Origin of the sequence: Pseudomonas reactans, from assembly GCF_013385825.1 — a bacterium.
GTDB lineage: Bacteria > Pseudomonadota > Gammaproteobacteria > Pseudomonadales > Pseudomonadaceae > Aquipseudomonas > Aquipseudomonas reactans.
Map to the genome: position 1 here is coordinate 1 of NZ_JACAPG010000020.1, position 21,797 is coordinate 21,797.

Genomic DNA, 21,797 nt, shown 5'->3' on the forward strand with positions numbered 1-21,797 from the left:
GAGGTGCCGAGTGTTGGGGCGAAGGCCTTTTGCTTACTTTTGGGCCTTTCCAAAAGTGAGCCGCCGTAAGGGCGGAACCCTAAGTGGCCGTTACCGCAGCAACGGATATGTACTCAATCAACTCTTATGCAACTTACTCATCAGTTGCGCCTCAGCCTGAGTCAACCCACAAGACTGCGTCAACTCATCCACCGTAGCCCCCATCCCCACCAACTTGGCGGCTTGGGCAAACGAAAGACTCGAAGGATCCCGCTGCTCAATCTGCGCCAGTTTGTCAGGCAACGGCCCGACAATTGCGCGCAATTCATGCACCTCATCCCCGACCTTCACCGCACTCTGCTGAAAGTGATCAACCCGCTTCACCAACTCCAGCACCCGCCGATCACGCAGAGCATCACGCTCAGCCTGCTGCAACAACAGTTCACGCTGCTGACGCACAAAGCGCAACAGAAATGCCAAAGTCCCAGCCCACAACAGAGCCAGGACAATCACCGCGGCCTCAAGGAACAATCAGATGCTCTCCAGTTCCGACCATTCTTCTTCGCTCATCATCTTGTCCAGCTCAACCAGAATCAGCAGCTCGCCGTTCTTGTTGCACACGCCCTGGATGAACTTGGCGGACTCTTCGTTACCCACGTTCGGCGCGGTTTCCACTTCCGATTGGCGCAGGTAGACCACTTCGGCCACGCTGTCGACCATGATCCCGACCACTTGCTTGTCGGCCTCGATGATGACGATACGCGTGTTGTCATTGACTTCAGTCGGCACCAGGCCGAAACGCTGGCGGGTGTCGATCACCGTCACCACGTTGCCGCGCAGGTTGATGATGCCCAGCACGTAGCTTGGCGCACCCGGCACCGGTGCGATTTCGGTGTAGCGCAGCACTTCCTGCACGCGCATCACGTTAATGCCATAGGACTCGTTGTCCAGTTTGAAGGTCACCCATTGCAGGATCGGATCATCCAAACCTTGTGCGGACGCTGACTTATTCATACCCCTGACCCCTTCAAATGCCGTTTACACGGCGTGTGTGCTTCGCTGACCGCATTCACATACGGCCCTTATTGTTCAATCAACTGCGTTTGGTGACCGGCATCGCCTTGACCGCGCCACTGGCGATCAACTCGGCCAGTTCGGCGACGTCGAGCAACGCGCACATGTGTTCGATCACGGTGCCCGCCAGCCAAGGCCGTTGGCCGCGGTGGCTGCGCCATTTGATTTCGTTCGGGTCCAGGCGCAACGAGCGGCTGACTTGATGCACCGCCAGCCCCCACTCGTAGCCCTGCACCGAGATCACGTATTGCAGGCCCTGACGGAAATCGTCGCGGTAGCGGTCGGGCATGACCCAGCGCGCGGTATCCAGGACTTTGAGGTTGCCGGCCTGGCTGGGCAGGATGCCGAGGAACCACTCCGGTTGCCCGAACAGCGGCGTCAACTCCTGGCCTTCCAGGGAATAAATCGAGCCCAGACACACCAGCGGCACCGCCAGGGTCAACCCGGCGACGTCGAACAGCAGGCATTCAAACGGTTCGGCGGCCCAGCTCGGGCGACCGTCACCGGTGACTGGCGGCGGCGTAATACTCGGCGGCAGGTGCACTTCCACCACTGGCTCGACAACGACGGGCGCAACCACCACAGGCGCCACCACTATCGGTGTGATCGGCACTACGACCTGCGCATCACGGGCTTGTTCTTCCAGCACGGCCAACTGGAATTCATCCAGCGCGGCTTCGCGTTCGACAGCCGGCTCCAACACCAGGATCGGTTCCGGCAATTCTTCGGCGGTCGCATCCTGCAGCAGGGCATCCAGATAGGATTCAAGTGCCAGTTGCGGCCGGGTCTTGAGTTCGACAGGACGGTTCATCACGCCACCTGCGCCACAAGCTGTTGCGACAACAGGTGCTTGAGCAACGCGCGGTAGGCGAGCACACCACGGCTTTTCGGGTCGAACTGCGACGGCGCGAGGCCTGCGCGGCTGGCGTCACGCAGGCGCGTGTCCACCGGGATGTAGCCGTTCCAGATGGTGTCCGGGTAGGCATCACGCAACACGCGCAGGGTACCGAGGGACGCCTGGGTGCGGCGGTCGAACAAGGTCGGCACGATGCTGAACGGCAGCGCTTGTTTGCGCGAACGGTTGATCATCGCCAGGGTGCTGACCATGCGCTCCAGGCCTTTGACGGCCAAGTGTTCTGTCTGCACCGGAATCACAAGCTGTTGGCTGGCCGCCAACGCGTTGACCATCAGCACGCCCAGCAACGGCGGGCTGTCGATGATGGCGTAGTCGAAGTCCTGCCACAGTTGCGCCAGGGTCTTGGCGATCACCAGGCCCAACCCGCTCTGCCCCGGTGACTGGCGCTCAAGGGTGGCCAGTGCGGTGCTGGACGGCAGCAGGGAAATGCTTTCGTTGCTGGTGGGCAGCAGCAGTTGCCCCGGCAGATCAGCCGGTACGCTGCCCTTGTGCAGGAACAGGTCGTAGTTGCTGTGTTCCAGCGCGTCCGGGTCGTAGCCGAAATAGCTGGTCATGGAGCCGTGAGGGTCCAGGTCCACCACGACCACGCGCTTGCCCGCCTCGGCCAGCAAGCCGGCTAAGGCGATGGACGTGGTGGTCTTGCCGACCCCACCTTTTTGATTGGCAACTGCCCAGACTCTCATTCGGTTGGTTCCTCCCGGCAGGCACAGGCGCGACCGAGACATTGCATAAGGTTATTGAGCCGGCGACGGAGAATTGACGGCGCTCTGACGAACCGGCGGTTTTACAGGGGGCGGTGCAGTTTGTGTGCCAGCCCGCTTCAAGGCGGCATCCGGTGTTGCATTGGCGGTACCGGTGCCGGTCAGGCTACGCCGCACATCCAGGTTGCGCGACACCACCAACACCACTCGGCGGTTCTTCGCGCGGCCCTCTACCGTAGCGTTATTGGCCACCGGCTGGAACTCACCATACCCCACCGACGCCAGGCGCCCAGGGTTCACGCCCTGCATCGCCAGCATGCGCACGATGCTTGAGGCACGGGCCGAGGACAGCTCCCAGTTGGTCGGGTACTGCGCGGTGCTGATCGGGAAATTGTCGGTGAAGCCTTCGACATGGATCGGGTTTTCAAACGGTTTGAGGATCGCCGCCACCTTGTCGATGATGGTAAACGCCTGGTCGCTCGGCAACGCGTCGGCGCTGGCAAACAACAGGCTGGAATTAAGTTCGATCTCCACCCACAACTCGTTGCCGCGCACGGTCATCTGGTTGGAGCTGATCAGGTCGCCAAACGCTGCGCTGATGTCATCGGCGATGCTTTTCAGTGGATCGCTGGTGCCACCCACGCCGGCAGCGGTTTCATCGCTGTCGTTGACCAGCGGCTTGGCCGGGGTCACGGTCTTGGGCCGCTCTTCACCGATCGGGATCGGCTTGAGCGAGCGGTCGGCGTCGTTGAACACGCCGATCAGTGCCTGGGAAATGACCTTGTACTTGCCTTCGTTGATCGACGAGATCGAGTACATCACCACGAAAAATGCGAACAGCAAAGTGATGAAGTCCGCGTAGGACACCAGCCACCGCTCGTGGTTGACGTGTTCTTCAGGCTCACGACGGCGACGGCTCACACGCAGTACCCCCAGCAACACAAATCACCTGTAGGAGCCGGCTTGCCGGCGAAAAACCCGAGAGCGCCGCGGGGCATCAGGCAACCCGCGTTATCGTTGGCGATTTTCGCCGGCAAGCCGGCTCCTACAAGGTGCATGTTCATCAATCCATGAAGCCCTGGAGCTTCAATTCGATGGAGCGCGGGTTCTCGCCCTCGGCAATCGACAAAATACCTTCCAACAACATTTCGCGGTAACGCGACTGGCGCATGGCAATCGACTTGAGCTTGCTCGCCACCGGTAACAACACCAGGTTGGCACTGGCCACGCCATAGATGGTGGCGACAAACGCCACGGCAATGCCGCTGCCCAACTGCGAAGGGTCGGCCAGGTTGCCCATCACGTGGATCAAGCCCATCACCGCACCGATGATGCCGATGGTCGGCGCGTAGCCGCCCATGCTTTCGTAGACTTTGGCGGCGTTGATGTCACGGCTTTCCTGGGTGTAAAAATCCACTTCCAGGATGCTGCGGATCGCTTCCGGTTCGGCGCCATCGACCAGCAATTGCAGGCCTTTTCGCGCGTAGCTGTCGGGCTCGGCATCGGCCACGCCTTCCAGGCCCAGCAGGCCTTCCTTGCGGGCGGTGAGGCTCCAGTTGACCACGCGGTCGATGCCACCCGGCAAGTCGACACGCGGCGGGAAAATGATCCAGATAAGGATCTGCATGGCGCGCTTGAAGGAGCTCATGGGCGACTGTAGCAACGCCGCGCCCACGGTGCCGCCGATCACGATCAGCGCCGCCGGGCCGTTGGCCAGGGCGCCGAGGTGACCACCTTCCAGGTAGTTGCCGCCAATGATCGCGACAAACGCCATGATGATACCGATCAGGCTCAAGACATCCATCAGAGGCAGGCCTCCACCAGATGCTTGCCAATGTCGTCCAGGCTGTAGACGGCGTCAGCCAGGTCGGCCTTGACGATGGCCATGGGCATGCCATAGATCACGCAGCTGGCCTCGTCCTGGGCCCAGATGGCGCTGCCGCCCTGCTTGAGCAGGCGCGCGCCCTCACGGCCGTCGGCGCCCATGCCGGTGAGGACCACCGCCAGAACTTTGTCGCCGTAGGACTTGGCTGCCGAACCGAAGGTGATATCCACGCACGGCTTGTAGTTCAGGCGCTCGTCGCCCGGCAGGATTTTGATCGCGCCACGCCCGTCCACCATCATTTGCTTGCCACCCGGCGCCAGCAGCGCCAGGCCAGGACGCAGGATGTCGCCATCCTCGGCTTCCTTGACGCTGATGCGGCACAGCTTGTCCAGGCGCTCGGCGAACGCCTTGGTGAAGGCGGCAGGCATGTGCTGGATCAACACGATCGGTGCCGGGAAGTTGGCCGGCAGTTGGGTCAACACGCGTTGCAGGGCCACTGGGCCGCCCGTGGACGTGCCGATAGCCACCAGCTTGTAGGCTTTGCGTTTCGGCGCAGGCGAATGGGCAGTGGCAGGCGCAGCGGCGCGAACCGGCGCCACGGCAGGCCGTGCAATCGGTGCTGGCGCTGGGCGAGCAAACGATGACGTCGGCGCAGCCGGTGCCGCAACCGGTGCAGGCGTCGGCGCGGGCGCGCTGAACAAACTACGACGGTTACTGCGCGAAATACTGTGCACCTTCTCGCACAGCATCTGCTTGACCTTCTCGGGGTTGCGCGAGATGTCTTCGAAATTCTTCGGCAGGAAATCCACCGCGCCTGCGTCCAGCGCATCCAGGGTGACCCGGGCGCCTTCGTGGGTCAGCGAGGAGAACATCAATACCGGGGTCGGGCAGCGTTGCATGATGTGCCGGACTGCGGTGATGCCGTCCATCATCGGCATCTCGTAGTCCATGGTGATCACGTCCGGTTTCAACGCAATGGCTTGATCAATCGCCTCTTTGCCGTTGGTGGCCGTGCCGACCACCTGGATCGTTGGATCGGCGGAAAGAATTTCCGAGACGCGGCGGCGGAAGAAACCCGAATCGTCCACCACCAGGACCTTGACTGCCATAAACACTCCGTTAGGCGGGGCGGGCACTACCGCCCTGCCCCACCAGAATCAAATACGCCGAGCGGCGTAACGCTTGAGCATGCTCGGAACATCGAGAATCAGCGCGATCCGACCGTCACCGGTGATGGTCGCACCCGACATGCCCGGGGTTCCCTGCAGCATTTTGCCCAAAGGCTTGATGACCACTTCTTCCTGGCCCACCAGTTGATCGACGACAAAGCCGATGCGCTGGGTGCCCACGGAGAGAATCACCACATGGCCTTCGCGCTGCTCTTCATGCTTGGCCGATGCCACCAGCCAGCGCTTGAGGTAGAACAGGGGCAACGCCTTGTCGCGCACGATCACCACTTCCTGGCCGTCCACCACGTTGGTGCGCGACAGGTCGAGGTGGAAGATCTCGTTGACGTTGACCAGCGGGAAGGCGAACGCCTGGTTGCCCAGCATCACCATCAGGGTCGGCATGATCGCCAAGGTCAACGGCACCTTGATCACGATCTTCGAGCCCTGGCCTTTGGTCGAGTAGATGTTGATCGAGCCATTGAGCTGGCTGATCTTGGTCTTCACCACGTCCATGCCGACGCCACGGCCGGACACGTCGGAAATCTCGGTCTTGGTCGAGAAGCCCGGAGCAAAGATCAGGTTGTAGCACTCGGTGTCGGTCAGGCGGTCGGCGGCGTCCTTGTCCATCACGCCACGCTTGACCGCGATGTTACGCAGGATGGTCGGGTCCATGCCTTTGCCGTCGTCAGTGATCGACAGCAGGATATGGTCGCCTTCTTGCTCCGCCGCCAGGATCACTTTGCCGTTGCGGGACTTGCCCGAGGCTTCGCGTTCTTCCGGGGTTTCCACGCCGTGGTCGACGGCGTTGCGCACCAAGTGGACCAGCGGGTCGGCCAGGGCCTCGACCAGGTTCTTGTCGAGGTCGGTTTCTTCACCCACCAGTTCCAGGTTGATCTCTTTCTTCAACTGGCGCGCGAGGTCGCGAACCAGGCGCGGGAAGCGGCCGAAGACTTTCTTGATCGGCTGCATCCGCGTTTTCATCACGGCGGTTTGCAGGTCGGCGGTGACCACGTCGAGGTTCGACACGGCCTTTTGCATGGCTTCATCGCCACTGCTCAGGCCCAGGCGCACCAGGCGGTTACGTACCAGTACCAGTTCGCCGACCATGTTCATGATGTCGTCCAGGCGCGCGGTATCCACCCGTACGGTGGTTTCGGCTTCACTGGCAGGCTTCTCGGCAACCGGTGCTGCGGCGGCACGCGCTGGAGCAGGAGCCGCTGCAGGTGCAGGTGCAGGCTTGGCGGCCGGAGCCGGCGCCGCGGCCTTGGCAGCAACCGGTGCAGCCGTGGCAACAGCAGCAGCGGCCGGGGCCACTTCGCTGAATTTGCCCTTGCCGTGCAACTCGTCCAGCAGCGATTCAAACTCGTGATCGGAGATCAGGCCGTCGCCGGCCGGTGCTGCACTGGCTGCGGCAGGCGCCGCAGCCGTGGCGGCGACTTCCGGCAAGGCGTCGGCCACGAAGGTGCCCTTGCCATGCAGTTGGTCGAGCAACGCTTCGAATTCGTCGTCGGTAATGTCGGTGCTGGCATTAGCCGCAGGCGCTTCGGGCGCAGCGGCAGGTGCCACGGCGTCCGCTGCAAACTGGCCTTTGCCATGCAATTGGTCGAGCAGGGACTCGAACTCAGCGTCGGTGATGTCTTCGCTGGTTGGCGCAGCGACGGGCGCCTTGGGTGCCTCAGCCTCAGCCTTCACGGCACTGAGGGAGTTGAGCAACTGTTCGAACTCGCTGTCGGTCACATCCGGTTCGGCTTCGGCCACAGGCTCGGGCGCCGCCTCGACCACAGGCGCTGCCGAGGTGTCGGCGGGTTCCGCCAGGCGCGCCAGGGCGGCCAGCAGTTCCGGGGTGGCAGCAGTGATCGGTGCACGGTCGCGCACCTCGCTGAACATGCCGTTGACCGCATCCAGTGCTTCGAGAATCACGTCCATCAATTCCGAATCAACGTGACGCTCACCCTTGCGCAGGATGTCGAACACGTTCTCGGCGATGTGGCAGCACTCCACCAGCTCATGGAGCTGGAGGAAGCCGGCGCCCCCTTTTACAGTGTGAAAACCGCGAAAAATTGCATTGAGCAGGTTCGCATCATCCGGTCGGCTTTCCAGCTCGACCAGTTGCTCGGACAACTGCTCTAAAATTTCGCCGGCCTCTACAAGGAAATCCTGAAGGATTTCTTCATCGGCGCCGAAGCTCATGTGGGTGCTCCTTAGAAGCCTAAACTGGATAACAGGTCATCAACATCATCTTGACCCGATACAACGTCTTCACGTTTATCGGCATGAATCTGCGGACCTTCACCCTTGGCGAGATGTTTTTTTGGATCTTTTTCCGAGAGGATCGCTTCGCGGTCATGTTCAATACCGGCAAAACGGTCAACCTGGCCTGCCATAAGCACCAATTTGAGCAAGTTGCTTTCCACTTCGGTGACCAACTGGGTCACACGCTTGATCACCTGACCGGTGAGGTCCTGGTAATCCTGGGCGAGCAGAATGTCGTTGAGGTTGCTGGAAACCGTGCGGTTTTCCTGCTCGCTGCGTGACAAGAACCCTTCGACCCGACGCGCCAATTCACGAAACTCTTCTGCGCCCACTTCGCGGCGCATGAAACGGCCCCAGTCGTTGCTCAGGGCCTGGGCCTCGTTGGCCATGCCGTTGACCAGGGGCGTGGCGTTTTCCACCAGGTCCATGGTGCGGTTGGCCGCCGCCTCAGTCAGCCTGACCACATAGGACAGGCGTTCGGTGGCATCGGTGATCTGCGAGATTTCCTCGGCCTGGGGCATATGCGGGTCAATCTGGAAATTGACGATCGCACTGTGCAGCTCGCGTGTGAGCTTGCCCACTTCCTGGTACAGGCCGCGGTCACGGGTCTGGTTGAGCTCATGGATTAACTGCACCGCGTCGCCGAACTGGCCTTTTTCAAGGCTGTCGACCAACTGGTGAGCATGCTTTTTCAGGGTCGACTCGAAGTCTCCCTGTGACGTTTCTTTATGCTCCATAGCTCCCCCGCGATGGCATTAGCCGTGGATGCGTTCGAAGATTTTCTCGATCTTCTCTTTCAAGGCCAGTGCAGTGAATGGCTTGACCACGTAACCGTTTACCCCGGCTTGGGCGGCTTCGATGATCTGCTCACGCTTGGCTTCGGCGGTTACCATCAGCACAGGCAGGCTGCGCAGCTTTTCGTCAGCGCGCACGTGGCGCAGCAAGTCGATACCGGTCATGCCCGGCATGTTCCAGTCCGTTACCAGAAAGTCGATGCTGCCGCTGTTGAGGATCGGAATCGCCGTAATGCCGTCATCCGCCTCGACCGTGTTAGTGAACCCAAGGTCACGCAACAGGTTTTTTATGATCCGCCGCATCGTTGAGAAGTCATCAACGATGAGGATTTTCATGTTCTTGTCCAATTCGACCTCCAAGCAGTCTTAAACGCGCCCAGCACCTGGACGCGCCATTTCAATCAACAGGCATTACACAAAAAGGACTGCCGGGGCACCACGGGTCGAACCCGCAAAGGCCAGGCCCTCGCGGTATCGTCTGCAGTGTCCCCACACTGCCTGTCAGCGCGCTCGCCACTCTCCCAAACGCCCCCGCAAGCGGGCTGCGCACTGGCTGTGCAACTGGCTGACCCGCGACTCGCTGACCCCCAGGACCTCACCGATTTCCTTGAGGTTCAGCTCTTCGTCGTAGTACAGCGCCAACACCAGTCGCTCACGCTCCGGCAAATTGGCAATCGCATCCGCCAACGCCCCCTGGAAACGCTCATCTTCCAGGTCACGCGATGGCTCCATATGAGCGCTCGCGCCGTCCTCGTGCAGCCCTTCGTGTTCGCCGTCCTGCAACAGGTCGTCGAAACTGAACAGGCGGCTGCCCAAGGTATCGTTCAAAATCCCGTAGTAATCGTCGAGACTCAATTGGAGTTCGGCCGCAACTTCGTGATCTTTAGCGTCGCGACCGGTTTTTGCTTCAATTGCGCGAATTGCGTCACTGACCATGCGCGTATTGCGATGCACCGAACGCGGCGCCCAGTCACCTTTACGTACCTCATCAAGCATCGCGCCACGGATACGGATACCCGCGTACGTCTCGAAACTCGCACCCTTGCTCGCGTCGTATTTGGTCGACACTTCAAGCAGGCCGATCATGCCCGCCTGGATCAGGTCTTCGACCTGGACGCTGGCGGGCAGGCGTGCCAGCAAGTGATAGGCAATGCGCTTGACCAAGGGCGCGTAGCGCTCGATCAACTCGCCCTGACTGTCACGGGCAGACTTCTTGTACGCGTTGTAGCCGGTTGCTGTCATAGCACGGGTCCTGCACTCGTCTGATGCACCAATCGCTCGACGAAAAACTCCAGATGCCCCCGCGGGTTGGCAGGCAACGGCCAGGTATCGACCTTCTGGGCAATAGCCTTGAACGCCAATGCGCATTTGGAACGAGGGAACGCTTCGTAGACTGCACGCTGCTTTTGCACAGCCTTGCGCACACACTCGTCGTAGGGAACTGCGCCGACGTATTGTAAAGCGACATCGAGGAAGCGATCCGTGACCTTGGTCAACTTGGCGAACAGGTTGCGCCCTTCCTGCGGGCTCTGGGCCATGTTGGCCAGGACGCGGAAGCGGTTCATGCCGTAGTCACGGTTAAGCAGTTTGATCAGGGCGTAGGCGTCGGTGATCGAGGTGGGTTCATCGCAGACCACCAGCAACACTTCCTGCGCGGCGCGCACGAAGCTGACCACGGACTCGCCGATCCCGGCGGCGGTGTCGATCACCAGCACGTCGAGGTTGTCGCCGATATCACTGAAAGCCTGGATCAGGCCGGCATGCTGCGCCGGGCTCAGGTGCACCATGCTCTGGGTGCCGGAGGCGGCCGGCACGATACGGATGCCACCGGGGCCCTGCAGCAGCACATCGCGCAGCTCACAGCGGCCTTCGATCACATCGGCCAGGGTATGTTTGGGCGTCAGCCCCAGCAGAACGTCGACGTTCGCCAGCCCCAGGTCAGCATCCAGCAGCATGACACGACGGCCAAGCTCTGCCAGGGCCAGGGACAAATTCACTGACACGTTAGTTTTCCCGACGCCACCTTTGCCGCCGGTCACCGCGATCACCTGTACGGGATGCATGCTGCCCATTTTATTTCTTTACCTTGTCTTGCTTAGACGCAGGCTACATGGCTTGGCCGCGTGAATCGCTTGCAGACCATCGATGTAGATACATTTCACGGTGTTCATCCTGCCTCAACCGACCCGTTTTGCCGGGTTGTGGTAAAGGTCGGCGAACATATCGGCCATCGCTTCCTCGCTAGGCTCTTCTTGCATTTGCACGCTGACTGCACGGCTGACCAACTGATGACGGCGCGGCAGATGCAGATCATCCGGGATCCGCGGCCCGTCGGTCAGGTAGGCGACCGGCAATTCATGACTGATGGCCAGGCTCAGCACCTCGCCCAGGCTCGCGGTTTCATCGAGCTTGGTGAGGATGCAACCGGCCAGGCCGCAGCGTTTGTAGCTGTGATACGCAGCGGTAAGAACCTGTTTCTGGCTGGTGGTTGCAAGCACCAGGTAATTCTTCGACTTGATGCCACGCCCGGCCAGGCTTTCCAGTTGCATGCGCAATGCCGGGTCGCTGGCTTGCAGGCCGGCGGTATCGATCAATACCACGCGTTTGCGCAGCAATGGGTCGAGGGCATTGGCCAGGGACTGGCCTGGGTCAACGTGAGTCACCGGCACATTGAGAATGCGGCCCAGGGTCTTGAGCTGCTCCTGGGCACCAATACGGTAGCTGTCCATGCTCACCAGCGCGATATTCTGCGCGCCGTATTTGAGGACGTAGCGGGCGGCCAGCTTGGCCAGAGTCGTGGTCTTGCCCATGCCGGCAGGGCCGACCATGGCAATCACACCGCCCTCTTCCAGGGGTTCGATTTCCGGGGTAACGATCATCCGCGCCAGGTGGGCCAGCAACATGCGCCAGGCCTGGCGAGGCTCGTCGATTTCAGTGGTCAGGGCCAGCAGGTCGCGGGACAACGGGCCAGACAGGCCGATGCGCTGCAGGCGACGCCACAGGTTGGCTTGTTGCGGCTTGCTGCCTTGCAGCTGGTTCCAGGCCAGCGAGCCCAACTGCACTTCCAGCAGTTCACGCAGGCCGTTGAGTTCAAAGCGCATCGAGTCGAACACACGCTGGTCAACCGCAGGCGCCGGGGCCGGCGCAGCAGGACGTGGCGGTTCTTTGAACGTCGGCTCGACCAGTGGCTCGGCAGCGGTCAACGGCAAGCCGGCGAACAACTGGCGATTGGTGGTGGCATCGCTGTCGCCGCGCATGCTCAGTTCAGCCTGGGCCGAAACGATGCGCGAAGCGGTTTTGCGCAACTCGTCTTCGAGCTCCATGTTCGGCACGCGTGGCGCCAGGGCCTGGGGGGTGTAATCCAGGGCCGCCGTCAGCTCGACACCGCCGGCAATACGACGGTTTCCGATAATCGCGGCGTCGGCGCCCAGCTCGTCACGCACCAGTTTCATGGCCTGACGCATATCGGCGGCGAAAAAACGCTTAACTTGCATAACCCACTACCCTCAGCCGTTGGGCCCTACTGTCGCGACGATAGTCACTTGCTTATTGTCAGGAATTTCCTGATAAGCCAAAACGTGCAAATTCGGTACTGCCAAACGCCCAAACCGCGACAACATCGCCCGGACGGGGCCTGCCACCAGCAGAATCACCGGTTGGCCCTGCATTTCCTGGCGCTGTGCGGCGTCAATCAACGAACGCTGCAGCTTCTCAGCCATGCTTGGCTCCAGCAGAACGCCCTCTTCCTGGCCTTGTCCTGCCTTCTGAATACTATTGAGCAATATTTGTTCCAACCTGGGTTCCAAGGTGATCACAGGCAGCTCGGAGTCAAGCCCTACAATGCTTTGGACGATTGCACGCGACAATCCGACGCGCACCGCAGCCACCAGGGCGGCAGTATCTTGACTCTTGGCGGCATTGTTGGCGATGGCCTCGGCAATGCTGCGGATATCGCGTACCGGCACCTGTTCGGCCAACAGCGCCTGCAACACCTTGAGCAACTGCGAGAGCGACAGAATGCCTGGCACCAGCTCTTCGGCGAGCTTTGGCGACGCTTTGCCGAGCAAACCCATCAATTGCTGGACTTCCTCGTGGCCAATCAGCTCGTGGGAGTGTTTGTACAGGATCTGGTTGAGGTGAGTCGCGACCACAGTGCTGGCGTCCACCACGGTGTAACCGAGGGATTGCGCCTGGCTGCGCTGGCTGATTTCGATCCACACCGCGTCCAGGCCAAAAGCCGGATCTTTGGCGGTGATACCGTTGAGGCTGCCGAACACCTGCCCTGGGTTGATCGCCAGTTCGCGGTCCGGGTAGATCTCGGCTTCGGCCAGGATCACGCCCATCAGGGTCAGGCGATAAGCACTCGGCGCCAGGTCGAGGTTGTCGCGGATGTGCACGGTGGGCATCAAGAAGCCCAGGTCCTGCGACAGTTTTTTACGCACGCCCTTGATCCGCGCAAGCAATTGGCCGCCCTGGTTGCGGTCCACCAGCGGGATCAGGCGGTAGCCGACTTCCAGGCCGATCATGTCGATCGGGGTTACGTCATCCCAGCCAAGCTCCTTGGTTTCCTGGGCGCGGGCCGGGGATGGCAGCAGTTCCTGCTGGCGGGCGATCTCTTGCTGGGCGATGACTTTGACCTGGTTCTGCTTTTTCCAGAACAGGTACGCAGCGCCGCCAGCCAGGGCCGCCATGCTCAGGAATGACACGTGCGGCATGCCCGGCACGATACCCATGATCGCCATGATGCCCGCCGCCACGGCCAGGGCCTTGGGCGAGGCGAACATCTGCCGGCTGATCTGCTTGCCCATGTCTTCGGAGCCCGAAGCACGGGTAACCATGATGGCCGCTGCTGTCGATAACAACAGTGATGGCAATTGCGCCACTAAACCGTCACCGATGGTCAGCAAGGCGTACACCTTGCCCGCATCGCCGAAGGTCATGCCATGCTGGAAGATACCGACGGCCATGCCGCCGATCAGGTTGATGAACAGGATAAGCAAGCCGGCGATGGCGTCACCGCGCACGAACTTGCTGGCACCGTCCATGGAACCGTAGAACTCGGCTTCCTGGGCCACTTCCAGGCGACGGGATTTGGCCTGGTTCTGGTCGATCAGGCCGGCGTTGAGGTCGGCGTCGATGGCCATCTGTTTACCGGGCATCGCGTCGAGGGTAAACCGCGCGCTCACCTCGGAAATCCGCCCGGCGCCCTTGGTCACCACCACGAAGTTGATGATCATCAGGATCGCGAACACCACGATACCGACCACGTAGTTACCGCCGATCACTACCTCACCGAAGGCCTGGATCACCTTACCGGCGGCGGCGTGGCCGTCCTGGCCGTGCAGCATGACCACACGGGTCGACGCCACGTTGAGCGCCAGGCGCAGCAGGGTCGCCACCAGCAGAATGGTCGGGAAAACCGCGAAATCCAACGGCCGCAAGGCGTAGACGCAGACCAGCAGCACCACAACGGACAGGGCAATGTTGAAGGTAAAGAACACGTCCAGCAGGAACGGCGGCATCGGCAACATCATCATTGCCAGCATCACCAGCAACAACAACGGCACACCCAGATTGCCTCGCGAGAGGTCAGTCAGGGTGCTGCGGGCGTTGCCGAGCATTTGAGAGCGATCCACCACCGGTATTCCTCGTGTCCTTTGAAGCAAAGTTTTGACGCAATTGGGCGTCCTGCAGGCGGTATTGCAAGAAGCCTTCCAACTTTTGCCCCATGCCGCAGATCATGTCGCCCCTGTGGCGAGCGGCTTGCTCCCTCGCCACAGGGGTTCGTGGGTAGAGATGAGGAAATTTCTGACAAGGTTTTGCGGTTGCCCCTAGGAAAGCCGCTCTCTAGTCTCCGTACACCGCTGCAAACGCAGTGGTCGGGCGTCGCGGCCTGGATTTTCAAAGAGCAAAAGCACTATCGCCCGCTTTCAGTTGACGCTTTTTTAGCGTCTACTGTGCGGCGCTATGGCGGCTGTGCGCGGGATACCTTCGGGTATGCCGGGTTGCTCCTTGACCGGTCCGCGAACCTGCGCACAGCTGTCACCCCATCGCGTCGCGGCGATCAGTGGCAGCTCCACTTTTAAGGAGCCTCACAATGATCAAACCCACCCCAAATCCCCCACTCGACTCCAACGACGCACCCGTCGTGCTGTTGCGGGTAAAAGACGGCATCCCCACCGAAGACCTGCTGGTCAACCTCACCGAAACACTGGCATCAGCCCACGCCCTGACCTGCAACTTTGCCTTCGAACTGGACAGCTCGCGGCGCGAAGGCGCATTGGGTGTAGCGCAGTTGATTGAAGTGGCACAGTTACTGGCCGAGCGGGTGCTGGAGGGCGTTGAGCAATCGACTGCAATGGGCTAACCCGCTCGGGCCTGATCGTTCCCATCGGGAGTAACTCGATTCAACTGTGGGAGCTGGCTTGCCTGAGATAGCCATAGGTATCTACACAACTTTCAGAGACTGACAATTCCCTGTAGTGAGCGGGCTCGTCCCGCGCTGGGCGGCGAAGCCACCCCAATAAAGACACCGCGCAGTTTCAGACAAACCCAATTCGCCTGGTTTGGGGCCGCTTCGCCGCCCAGCGCGGGACGAGCCCGCTCACTACAAAATGTGTAGATACCTATGCTGCGATAGCGGTGCATCAGTAACAAATGCATTAGCTGACCCACCGCTATCGCAGGCAAGCCAGCTCCCACACGTTGCCCCTTGTTCGACTTGAGAACGGGTCAGGCATTACGCACGTCCTCGGCCTGCTGGCCTTTTGGGCCTTGAGCCGTGTCGTACTCGACTCTTTGCCCCTCTTCCAAACTTTTGAAACCAGAACGTTGAATGGCTGAATAGTGGACAAAGATATCCGCACTGCCATCTTCGGGCTGAATAAACCCAAACCGTTTCTCCGCGTTAAACCACTTCACCGTACCTGTCGCCATGACCGTTCTCCTGCCGTCACTTCAAGTTTGCGCGGGGGCGTGCTAGATGAGTTTCATGCGATACGCATAAATACCCTTGGGGCCATGGATTCTGGAAAACAGCACCCGCTGGCCCTTTCTAAACCGCAGACCTGCCGAGCTCCTCGGGTCCACCAGTACCGGCTCTCGCCCACCGTCCGGCTCGATCAAACCTTCTCCGGTAGTACGGCTGTAAGATTTGATCGTGCCCATCACCGTTTCCATGATCACCCTCCTGCACCTCTTGACTACTCGCGCGGAGTATCTGGGGTTATGGAACCGCAAGCGTCTAACGCTGACTACTGTCAAAGTTGACAGGTAGAGGGGGTTCAAGACGAATGGCACCGTGGCAATCCACGGTTCACTTCACGTATCCGATGACTTTTTGCGCTTACGGGGTTTTCGCGGTTTGGGTGGGGCTGGCGGGACGTTACTGCAATGAGTGCCGGTCGACTGGACGGCAACCTCGTTGCCATCGCGATCCCGGGCGATAAAGCCGATGCCTTTGACCGCATCAAACCACTTGACCGTAGGCCTATCCATCACCGCCTCCCGAGGCGCGCAGGGCTGCGCTACTCATCGCTCTATCAAACCGTGCAGGCGGCGTATTGGCTACTGTCAACGTTGACAGGCAGACGCTCAATTGCAGGAGCGCGACCGTCAGGAATCGCGGCGCAAATCCGGCGGAATCGGCAGGTCTTTGAGCGGATCCGGCCGCTTGCCCTTGCCCGCGCGGTACTGGCGAATCTGATAGACATACGCCAACACCTGAGCCACCGCCAGGTAGAGCCCGGCGGGGATTTCCTGGTCCAGGTCGGTGGAGTAAAAGATCGACCGCGCCAGTTCCGGCGATTCCAACAACAGGATGTCGTTGGCCACCGCAATTTCGCGGATCTTCAGCGCCGTAAAGTCGCTGCCCTTGGCCAGCAACATCGGCGCGCCGCCCTTCTCTGGGTCGTACTTGAGGGCCACGGCGTAGTGGGTCGGGTTGGTGATGACCACGTCGGCGTCGGGCACCGCAGCCATCATCTTGCGCTGGGACATTTCCCGTTGGAGCTGGCGAATACGCTGCTTGACCTCGGGACGGCCTTCCTGGTCTTTGTGTTCATCGCGCACTTCCTGCTTGGTCATCAGCAGTTTCTTGTGGCTTTCCCACAACTGGATCGGTGCATCCACCGCGGCAATGATGATCAGCCCGGCCGCCATCCACAGCGCGCTCCAGCCCACCACCTGCACGCTGTGGATGATTGCCGACTCCAGCGGTTCATGGGCGATACGCAGCAGGTCGTCGATGTCGGACGACAACACCATCAGCGCTACAAACAGGATCAGGATGAATTTGGCCAGGGCCTTGAGCAGTTCCACCAAGGCCTTGGTGGAAAACATGCGCTTGAGCCCGGCGGCGGGGTTCATGCGGCTGAACTTGGGTGCCAGGCTGCCGGCGGCGAACAACCAGCCACCGAGGGCGACCGGGCCGATCAGTGCGGCCAGCAGCAAAGTGATCAGGATCGGCTGCACCGCCAGGATCGCGATCTTGCCCGAGTGCAGCAGGTATTGGCCCATGGCGTCAGGGTTGAGCAGCACGTCGCGGGGCAAGGTGAAGTTGTGTTTCATCAACTCCATCAAGTCCAGCGCCAGGCCGCCGCCGTAGATCAGCAAGGCGCCAGCGCCGGCCATCATGGTGGCGACGGTGTTCAGCTCTTTGGAGCGCGCAATCTCGCCCTTTTCCCGGGAGTCCTTTTTACGTTTCTCCGTGGGGTCTTCTGTTTTGTCCTGACCACTCTCGCTCTCGGCCATGGCTCAGCGCGCCCGCGCCAGATCACGTAAGAACTGCAAGGCGTCGGTCGCCAGCGGTTGATACTGATTGAGAATGTCGGCCAGGCCGATCCAGAAAATCCCCATGCCCAATACCAGGGTCAACGGGAAACCAATCGAAAAGATGTTCAACTGCGGCGCCGCACGGGTCATCACGCCGAACGCGATGTTGACCACCAGCAACGCGGTAATCGCCGGCAACACCAGCAACAGCGACGCGCCGAACACCCAACCCAGGCGCCCGACGATCTCCCAGAAATGATTGACGACCAGCCCCGAGCCCACCGGCAAGGTGGTGAAGCTTTCGGTCAGCACTTCAAAGGCTACCAGATGGCCGTTCATCGCCAGGAACAGCAAGGTCACCAGCATGGTCAGGAATTGCCCGATCACCGCCGCCGACACACCGTTGGTAGGGTCGACCATGGAGGCGAAGCCCATGCCCATCTGGATCGAGATGATCTGCCCGGCCACCACAAAGGCCTGGAAAAACAGCGTGAGGGAAAAGCCCATCAGCGCGCCGATCAGGATCTGTTCGGCAATCAGCAGCAACGCGCTGAGGTCAATGGCATTGACGGGGGGCATTGGCGGCAAACCCGGCACGATCACCACGGTAATCGCCACTGCGAAGTACAGGCGCACGCGGCGTGGTACGAGGGTGGTGCCGAACACCGGCATGGCCATCAGCATCGCCGTGACCCGGAACATCGGCAGGATGAACGACGCCACCCACGTGCTGATCTGGGTATCGGTCAATGCCAGCAACGACTGCATCCGGTCAGCCGATCAACTGCGGAATACTGCCGTACAACTGCAGGATGTATTCCATGAAGGTCTGCACCAGCCAGGGGCCGGCCACGATCAGGGTGACCAGCATCACCAGCAAACGCGGCAAAAAGCTCAAGGTTTGTTCGTTGATCTGGGTCGCGGCCTGGAACATCGCCACCAGCAGGCCCACCAACAGGCTCGGCACGACCAGCACGGCGACCATCACGGTGGTCAGCCACAGCGCTTCACGGAACAGGTCGACAGCGACTTCTGGCGTCATCGCGCTATACCCCGCCGAAACTGCCGGCCAGGGTGCCGATAATCAGCGCCCAGCCGTCCACCAGCACAAACAACATGATCTTGAACGGCAACGAGATGATCAGCGGCGACAGCATCATCATACCCATGGCCATCAGCACGCTCGCCACCACCAGGTCGATGATCAGGAACGGGATGAAGATCATGAAGCCGATCTGGAACGCGGTTTTCAATTCGGAGGTGACAAATGCCGGCACCAGGATGGTCAGCGGCGCCTGATCCGGGGTGGCAATGTCGGTGCGCTTGGACAGGCGCATAAACAGCTCAAGGTCGCTGGAGCGGGTTTGCGACAGCATGAAGTCCTTGATCGGGCCCTGGGCTTTATCGATGGCGTCCTGGGCGGTCATTTTCTCCGCCAGGTAGGGTTGCAGCGCTTGCTGGTTCACCTTGTCGAACACCGGCGCCATGATGAACAGCGTCAGGAACAAGGCCATGCCGGTGAGGATCTGGTTCGACGGCGTCTGCTGCAGGCCCAGGGCCTGGCGCAGGATCGAGAACACAATGATGATCCGCGTGAAGCTGGTCATCAGCATGACAAACGCCGGGATAAAGCTCAGCGCAGTCATGATCAGCAGGATCTGCAGGCTGACCGAATACTCCTGCGCGCCGGCCGCGTTGGTGCCCAACGTGATCGCCGGGATCGACAACGGGTCGGCGCCAAACGCCAGTGGCGCGGCCAGCAACAGCATGAGCGTCAATAAAACGCGCATTACTTCTTATCCTTCTGATCCTTGCCCAGCAACTCCATCAGGCGTTGGGCGAATTCTGGCGTGGCAGACTGGCTCTGATCCACGCTCACCGGGGTCTTGAGCACGTGCAGCGGGGTGATGCGACCGGGCGTGATGCCCAGCAGGATCTGCTCCTCACCCACTTGCACCAGCACCAGCCGATCACGCGGGCCGAGGGCGCGGGAACCGATCATCTCGATCACCTGGCCATTGCCCGGCCCCACGCGCTGCACGCGGCGCAGCAGCCAGGCCAATGCGAAGATCAAACCCACCACCAGCAACAGGCCCAGCACCAACTGGGTCAATTGCCCGCCAATGCCGCTGCTCACCACCGGCGTTGCGGCTGCAGTGGCTTGCGCAACCGGCTCAGCCGCCAGGGCGCTCAATGGCAGCGCCAGAAACAGTCCCGCCATCGAATACTTCATCTCAGCGCAACTTCTTGATGCGTTCGCTCGGGCTGATCACGTCGGTCAGGCGGATGCCGAACTTCTCGTTGACCACCACCACTTCGCCGTGGGCAATCAGGGTTCCATTGACCAGCACGTCCAGCGGCTCGCCGGCCAGACGATCCAGCTCGATCACCGAACCCTGGTTGAGTTGTAGCAGGTTGCGGATGTTGATTTCGGTGCTGCCGACTTCCATGGAGATCGACACCGGGATATCGAGGATCACATCCAGGTTCGGGCCATCGAGGGTCACCGGGTCGTTGTTCTTCGGCACGCTGCCGAATTCTTCCATCGGCAGGCGATTGCCGGCCGGTGCGGTGGCGGCATCAGCGGCCAGCAGCGCATCGATGTCGTCCTGGCCGACATCGCCGGTTTCTTCCAGGGCAGCCGCCCATTCGTCAGCCAGGGCCTGGTCTTCGGCGGAAGTGTTTTCGTGTTCGGTAGCCATTACATGTCCTCGGCGGAGCAGAAATTAGTGTTGATCAGCGACGATTGATCGGTTCGACCACTTGAAGAGCCAGGTTGCCCTTGTGGGAACCGAGCTTGACCTTGAATGACGGCACGCCGTTGGCGCGCATGATCATCTCGTCCGGCAATTCGACGGGGATGATGTCCCCCGGCTGCATGTGCAAAATATCGCGCAGGCGCAACTGGCGACGGGCCACGGTGGCGCTCAGGGGAACATCGACATCCAGCAAGTCTTCGCGCAAGGCCTTGACCCAGCGTTCGTCCTGGTCGTCCAGGTCGGACTGGAAACCGGCGTCGAGCATCTCGCGCACCGGCTCGATCATCGAGTACGGCATGGTCACGTGCAGGTCGCCGCCACCGCCATCGAGTTCGATGTGGAAGGTAGACACCACAATGGCTTCGCTGGGGCCGACGATGTTGGCCATGGCCGGGTTCACTTCCGAGTTGATGTACTCGAAATTGACTTCCATGATCGCCTGCCAGGCTTCCTTCAAGTCGATGAAGGCCTGCTCCAGCACCATGCGCACCACCCGCAATTCAGTCGGGGTGAACTCACGGCCTTCGATCTTGGCGTGACGGCCGTCGCCGCCAAAGAAGTTGTCCACCAGTTTGAACACCAGCTTGGCATCCAGGATGAACAGCGCAGTACCGCGCAGCGGCTTGATCTTGACCAGGTTGAGGCTGGTGGGCACGTACAGCGAGTGCACGTATTCACCAAACTTCATCACCTGCACGCCGCCCACCGCCACGTCCGCCGAGCGACGCAGCATGTTGAACATGCTGATACGGGTGTAACGGGCGAAACGCTCGTTGATCATCTCCAGGGTCGGCATGCGCCCGCGGACGATACGATCCTGGCTGGTGAGGTCATAACTTTTGACGCTGCCGGGCTCGGCAGCCATTTCGGTCTGTACCAGACCATCGTCGACGCCATGCAGCAGCGCATCGATCTCATCCTGGGACAGCAGGTCTTGCACGGCCATGTCGTGATCCTACTGCAATACGAAGTTAGTGAAGAGCGCCTGCTCGACCACGACTTTGCCGAGTTCCTTCTGGGCCACTTCCTGCACGCTGGCCGTGACCTTCTGGCGCAGCATTTCCTGGCCCACCGGGGTGGCAAGTGTGTCGAAGCTCTGGCTGGAGAACAGCATCACCAGGTTGTTACGGATCACCGGCATGTGCACCTTGAGGGCGTCCAGGTCCGAGGCATTACGCGCCAGCAAGGTGATGCTCACCTGCAGGTAGCGTTGGCGGCCATTCTGATTGAAGTTGGCGACAAAGGCTGGAAGCATCGGCTCGAAGATTGCCGGTTGCTTGACGTTACTGGCGGTTTCGGCGGCGGGTGCCGGCTTGCTGGCACTGCTGTGCATGATGTACCAAGTGCCGCCGACCGAGGCGCCGATGGCCAGGAGCAGGCCCAGGACTATCAATAGGATAAGCTTGAGCTTACCTTTGCCTGCGGGTGCTTTTGCTGCGTCGTCGCTCTTCGCCATGCCAATAATCCGTCACTATTCGGGGATTCATAGATCTACGGAAAGGCAAGAGCAAGTGTTATGCCAGAGTTGTCTGGCACATCCCTGTAGGAGCGAGCT

General features: G+C 60.7%; 25 protein-coding genes. 1 reads left to right on the forward strand and 24 read right to left on the reverse strand.

Going from position 1 to position 21,797, the window contains the following annotated elements; genetic code table 11:
- Positions 1–117: 117 nt before the first annotated feature.
- The 14 genes from HX868_RS22565 to flhA form a co-directional block, all read right to left on the reverse strand.
- Entirely contained in the window at positions 118–510 is a 393-nt protein-coding gene (locus tag HX868_RS22565) for a DUF2802 domain-containing protein (RefSeq protein ID WP_016976613.1), read from the reverse strand.
- Entirely contained in the window at positions 511–993 is a 483-nt protein-coding gene (locus tag HX868_RS22570; RefSeq protein ID WP_010564003.1) for a chemotaxis protein CheW, read from the reverse strand. It lies immediately after the preceding gene.
- A gap of 79 nt (positions 994–1,072) precedes the next feature.
- Positions 1,073–1,864 (reverse strand): CheW domain-containing protein, encoded by a 792-nt coding sequence (locus tag HX868_RS22575; protein ID WP_177004425.1) that lies wholly within the window; start codon positions 1,862–1,864, stop codon positions 1,073–1,075.
- Positions 1,864–2,652 carry a ParA family protein gene (locus HX868_RS22580; protein WP_016976611.1) on the reverse strand — a complete coding sequence of 263 codons (789 nt, stop codon included), beginning with the start codon at positions 2,650–2,652 and terminating at the stop codon, positions 1,864–1,866. Before HX868_RS22580 ends, HX868_RS22575 begins: the two co-directional genes overlap by 1 nt.
- 51 nt (positions 2,653–2,703) lie before the next feature.
- Positions 2,704–3,591 (reverse strand): flagellar motor protein MotD, encoded by an 888-nt coding sequence (motD, locus tag HX868_RS22585; protein WP_095017103.1) that lies wholly within the window; start codon positions 3,589–3,591, stop codon positions 2,704–2,706.
- 142 nt (positions 3,592–3,733) lie between these two features.
- A complete protein-coding gene (locus HX868_RS22590) occupies positions 3,734–4,474 on the reverse strand; it encodes a flagellar motor protein (RefSeq protein WP_033900785.1) in 741 nt (246 codons plus the stop codon).
- Positions 4,474–5,604: a protein-glutamate methylesterase/protein-glutamine glutaminase gene (locus HX868_RS22595; RefSeq protein WP_177004426.1), complete on the reverse strand. Its 1,131-nt coding sequence runs from the start codon at positions 5,602–5,604 to the stop codon at positions 4,474–4,476. Before HX868_RS22595 ends, HX868_RS22590 begins: the two co-directional genes overlap by 1 nt.
- Positions 5,605–5,652: 48 nt before the next feature.
- On the reverse strand, positions 5,653–7,854 hold the full coding sequence (locus tag HX868_RS22600; RefSeq protein ID WP_177004427.1) for a chemotaxis protein CheA: 2,202 nt from the start codon (positions 7,852–7,854) through the stop codon (positions 5,653–5,655).
- Between the two features lie 11 nt (positions 7,855–7,865).
- A complete protein-coding gene (locus HX868_RS22605; protein WP_028617314.1) occupies positions 7,866–8,654 on the reverse strand; it encodes a protein phosphatase CheZ in 789 nt (262 codons plus the stop codon).
- An 18-nt stretch (positions 8,655–8,672) separates the two neighbouring features.
- On the reverse strand, positions 8,673–9,047 hold the full coding sequence (locus tag HX868_RS22610; protein WP_015885173.1) for a chemotaxis response regulator CheY: 375 nt from the start codon (positions 9,045–9,047) through the stop codon (positions 8,673–8,675).
- 165 nt (positions 9,048–9,212) lie between these two features.
- Complete coding sequence (gene fliA / locus HX868_RS22615; RefSeq protein ID WP_016976604.1) at positions 9,213–9,953, reverse strand: RNA polymerase sigma factor FliA; 741 nt, start codon at positions 9,951–9,953, stop codon at positions 9,213–9,215.
- Positions 9,950–10,783 carry a flagellar synthesis regulator FleN gene (fleN, locus tag HX868_RS22620; protein WP_003192912.1) on the reverse strand — a complete coding sequence of 278 codons (834 nt, stop codon included), beginning with the start codon at positions 10,781–10,783 and terminating at the stop codon, positions 9,950–9,952. The genes fliA and fleN overlap by 4 nt, the downstream gene beginning before the upstream one ends.
- A gap of 105 nt (positions 10,784–10,888) precedes the next feature.
- Entirely contained in the window at positions 10,889–12,205 is a 1,317-nt protein-coding gene (flhF, locus tag HX868_RS22625; protein ID WP_177004428.1) for a flagellar biosynthesis GTPase FlhF, read from the reverse strand.
- A gap of 12 nt (positions 12,206–12,217) precedes the next feature.
- A complete protein-coding gene (gene flhA / locus HX868_RS22630) occupies positions 12,218–14,332 on the reverse strand; it encodes a flagellar biosynthesis protein FlhA (protein WP_218168778.1) in 2,115 nt (704 codons plus the stop codon).
- Positions 14,333–14,808: 476 nt separating this feature from the next.
- Between flhA and HX868_RS22635 the strand changes: the two genes are divergently transcribed.
- Positions 14,809–15,078 carry a DUF6124 family protein gene (locus HX868_RS22635; RefSeq protein ID WP_177004429.1) on the forward strand — a complete coding sequence of 90 codons (270 nt, stop codon included), beginning with the start codon at positions 14,809–14,811 and terminating at the stop codon, positions 15,076–15,078.
- Positions 15,079–15,443: 365 nt separating this feature from the next.
- Here the strand turns inward: HX868_RS22635 and HX868_RS22640 are convergent, their stop codons facing one another.
- The 10 genes from HX868_RS22640 to fliL all read right to left on the reverse strand — a co-directional run bounded on the left by HX868_RS22640 (position 15,444) and on the right by fliL (position 21,698).
- Complete coding sequence (locus tag HX868_RS22640; protein WP_177004430.1) at positions 15,444–15,647, reverse strand: cold-shock protein; 204 nt, start codon at positions 15,645–15,647, stop codon at positions 15,444–15,446.
- A gap of 42 nt (positions 15,648–15,689) precedes the next feature.
- Positions 15,690–15,890 (reverse strand): cold-shock protein, encoded by a 201-nt coding sequence (locus tag HX868_RS22645; RefSeq protein ID WP_177004431.1) that lies wholly within the window; start codon positions 15,888–15,890, stop codon positions 15,690–15,692.
- 435 nt (positions 15,891–16,325) lie between these two features.
- Positions 16,326–17,462 carry a flagellar biosynthesis protein FlhB gene (flhB, locus tag HX868_RS22655; RefSeq protein ID WP_016976563.1) on the reverse strand — a complete coding sequence of 379 codons (1,137 nt, stop codon included), beginning with the start codon at positions 17,460–17,462 and terminating at the stop codon, positions 16,326–16,328.
- 3 nt (positions 17,463–17,465) lie between these two features.
- Complete coding sequence (gene fliR / locus HX868_RS22660) at positions 17,466–18,251, reverse strand: flagellar biosynthetic protein FliR (protein WP_177004433.1); 786 nt, start codon at positions 18,249–18,251, stop codon at positions 17,466–17,468.
- Between the two features lie 4 nt (positions 18,252–18,255).
- On the reverse strand, positions 18,256–18,525 hold the full coding sequence (gene fliQ, locus HX868_RS22665) for a flagellar biosynthesis protein FliQ (protein ID WP_010208761.1): 270 nt from the start codon (positions 18,523–18,525) through the stop codon (positions 18,256–18,258).
- Positions 18,526–18,529: 4 nt separating this feature from the next.
- On the reverse strand, positions 18,530–19,273 hold the full coding sequence (gene fliP / locus HX868_RS22670; RefSeq protein ID WP_016976565.1) for a flagellar type III secretion system pore protein FliP: 744 nt from the start codon (positions 19,271–19,273) through the stop codon (positions 18,530–18,532).
- Positions 19,273–19,716, reverse strand: coding sequence for a flagellar biosynthetic protein FliO (gene fliO / locus HX868_RS22675; protein WP_033900767.1), 444 nt, complete (start codon positions 19,714–19,716; stop codon positions 19,273–19,275). Before fliO ends, fliP begins: the two co-directional genes overlap by 1 nt.
- A gap of 1 nt (position 19,717) precedes the next feature.
- On the reverse strand, positions 19,718–20,185 hold the full coding sequence (gene fliN, locus HX868_RS22680) for a flagellar motor switch protein FliN (protein WP_033900765.1): 468 nt from the start codon (positions 20,183–20,185) through the stop codon (positions 19,718–19,720).
- 34 nt (positions 20,186–20,219) lie between these two features.
- Entirely contained in the window at positions 20,220–21,188 is a 969-nt protein-coding gene (fliM, locus tag HX868_RS22685) for a flagellar motor switch protein FliM (RefSeq protein WP_027603859.1), read from the reverse strand.
- A gap of 9 nt (positions 21,189–21,197) precedes the next feature.
- Entirely contained in the window at positions 21,198–21,698 is a 501-nt protein-coding gene (fliL, locus tag HX868_RS22690; protein WP_033900763.1) for a flagellar basal body-associated protein FliL, read from the reverse strand.
- Between the last annotated feature and the right edge of the window lie 99 nt (positions 21,699–21,797).

Bases quoted from the DNA above. Each gene is read 5' to 3' on its own strand.
- HX868_RS22570 (WP_010564003.1), bottom strand. From the start codon at position 993: ATGAATAAGTCAGCGTCCGCACAAGGTTTGGATGATCCGATCCTGCAA.
- HX868_RS22575 (WP_177004425.1), bottom strand. From the start codon at position 1,864: ATGAACCGTCCTGTCGAACTCAAGACCCGGCCGCAACTGGCACTTGAA.
- HX868_RS22580 (WP_016976611.1), bottom strand. From the start codon at position 2,652: ATGAGAGTCTGGGCAGTTGCCAATCAAAAAGGTGGGGTCGGCAAGACC.
- HX868_RS22590 (WP_033900785.1), bottom strand. From the start codon at position 4,474: ATGGATGTCTTGAGCCTGATCGGTATCATCATGGCGTTTGTCGCGATC.
- HX868_RS22595 (WP_177004426.1), bottom strand. From the start codon at position 5,604: ATGGCAGTCAAGGTCCTGGTGGTGGACGATTCGGGTTTCTTCCGCCGC.
- HX868_RS22600 (WP_177004427.1), bottom strand. From the start codon at position 7,854: ATGAGCTTCGGCGCCGATGAAGAAATCCTTCAGGATTTCCTTGTAGAG.
- HX868_RS22605 (WP_028617314.1), bottom strand. From the start codon at position 8,654: ATGGAGCATAAAGAAACGTCACAGGGAGACTTCGAGTCGACCCTGAAA.
- HX868_RS22610 (WP_015885173.1), bottom strand. From the start codon at position 9,047: ATGAAAATCCTCATCGTTGATGACTTCTCAACGATGCGGCGGATCATA.
- fliA (WP_016976604.1), bottom strand. From the start codon at position 9,953: ATGACAGCAACCGGCTACAACGCGTACAAGAAGTCTGCCCGTGACAGT.
- fleN (WP_003192912.1), bottom strand. From the start codon at position 10,783: ATGGGCAGCATGCATCCCGTACAGGTGATCGCGGTGACCGGCGGCAAA.
- flhF (WP_177004428.1), bottom strand. From the start codon at position 12,205: ATGCAAGTTAAGCGTTTTTTCGCCGCCGATATGCGTCAGGCCATGAAA.
- flhA (WP_218168778.1), bottom strand. From the start codon at position 14,332: ATGCTCGGCAACGCCCGCAGCACCCTGACTGACCTCTCGCGAGGCAAT.
- HX868_RS22635 (WP_177004429.1), top strand. From the start codon at position 14,809: ATGATCAAACCCACCCCAAATCCCCCACTCGACTCCAACGACGCACCC.
- HX868_RS22640 (WP_177004430.1), bottom strand. From the start codon at position 15,647: ATGGCGACAGGTACGGTGAAGTGGTTTAACGCGGAGAAACGGTTTGGG.
- HX868_RS22645 (WP_177004431.1), bottom strand. From the start codon at position 15,890: ATGGAAACGGTGATGGGCACGATCAAATCTTACAGCCGTACTACCGGA.
- flhB (WP_016976563.1), bottom strand. From the start codon at position 17,462: ATGGCCGAGAGCGAGAGTGGTCAGGACAAAACAGAAGACCCCACGGAG.
- fliR (WP_177004433.1), bottom strand. From the start codon at position 18,251: ATGCAGTCGTTGCTGGCATTGACCGATACCCAGATCAGCACGTGGGTG.
- fliQ (WP_010208761.1), bottom strand. From the start codon at position 18,525: ATGACGCCAGAAGTCGCTGTCGACCTGTTCCGTGAAGCGCTGTGGCTG.
- fliP (WP_016976565.1), bottom strand. From the start codon at position 19,273: ATGCGCGTTTTATTGACGCTCATGCTGTTGCTGGCCGCGCCACTGGCG.
- fliO (WP_033900767.1), bottom strand. From the start codon at position 19,716: ATGAAGTATTCGATGGCGGGACTGTTTCTGGCGCTGCCATTGAGCGCC.
- fliN (WP_033900765.1), bottom strand. From the start codon at position 20,185: ATGGCTACCGAACACGAAAACACTTCCGCCGAAGACCAGGCCCTGGCT.
- fliM (WP_027603859.1), bottom strand. From the start codon at position 21,188: ATGGCCGTGCAAGACCTGCTGTCCCAGGATGAGATCGATGCGCTGCTG.
- fliL (WP_033900763.1), bottom strand. From the start codon at position 21,698: ATGGCGAAGAGCGACGACGCAGCAAAAGCACCCGCAGGCAAAGGTAAG.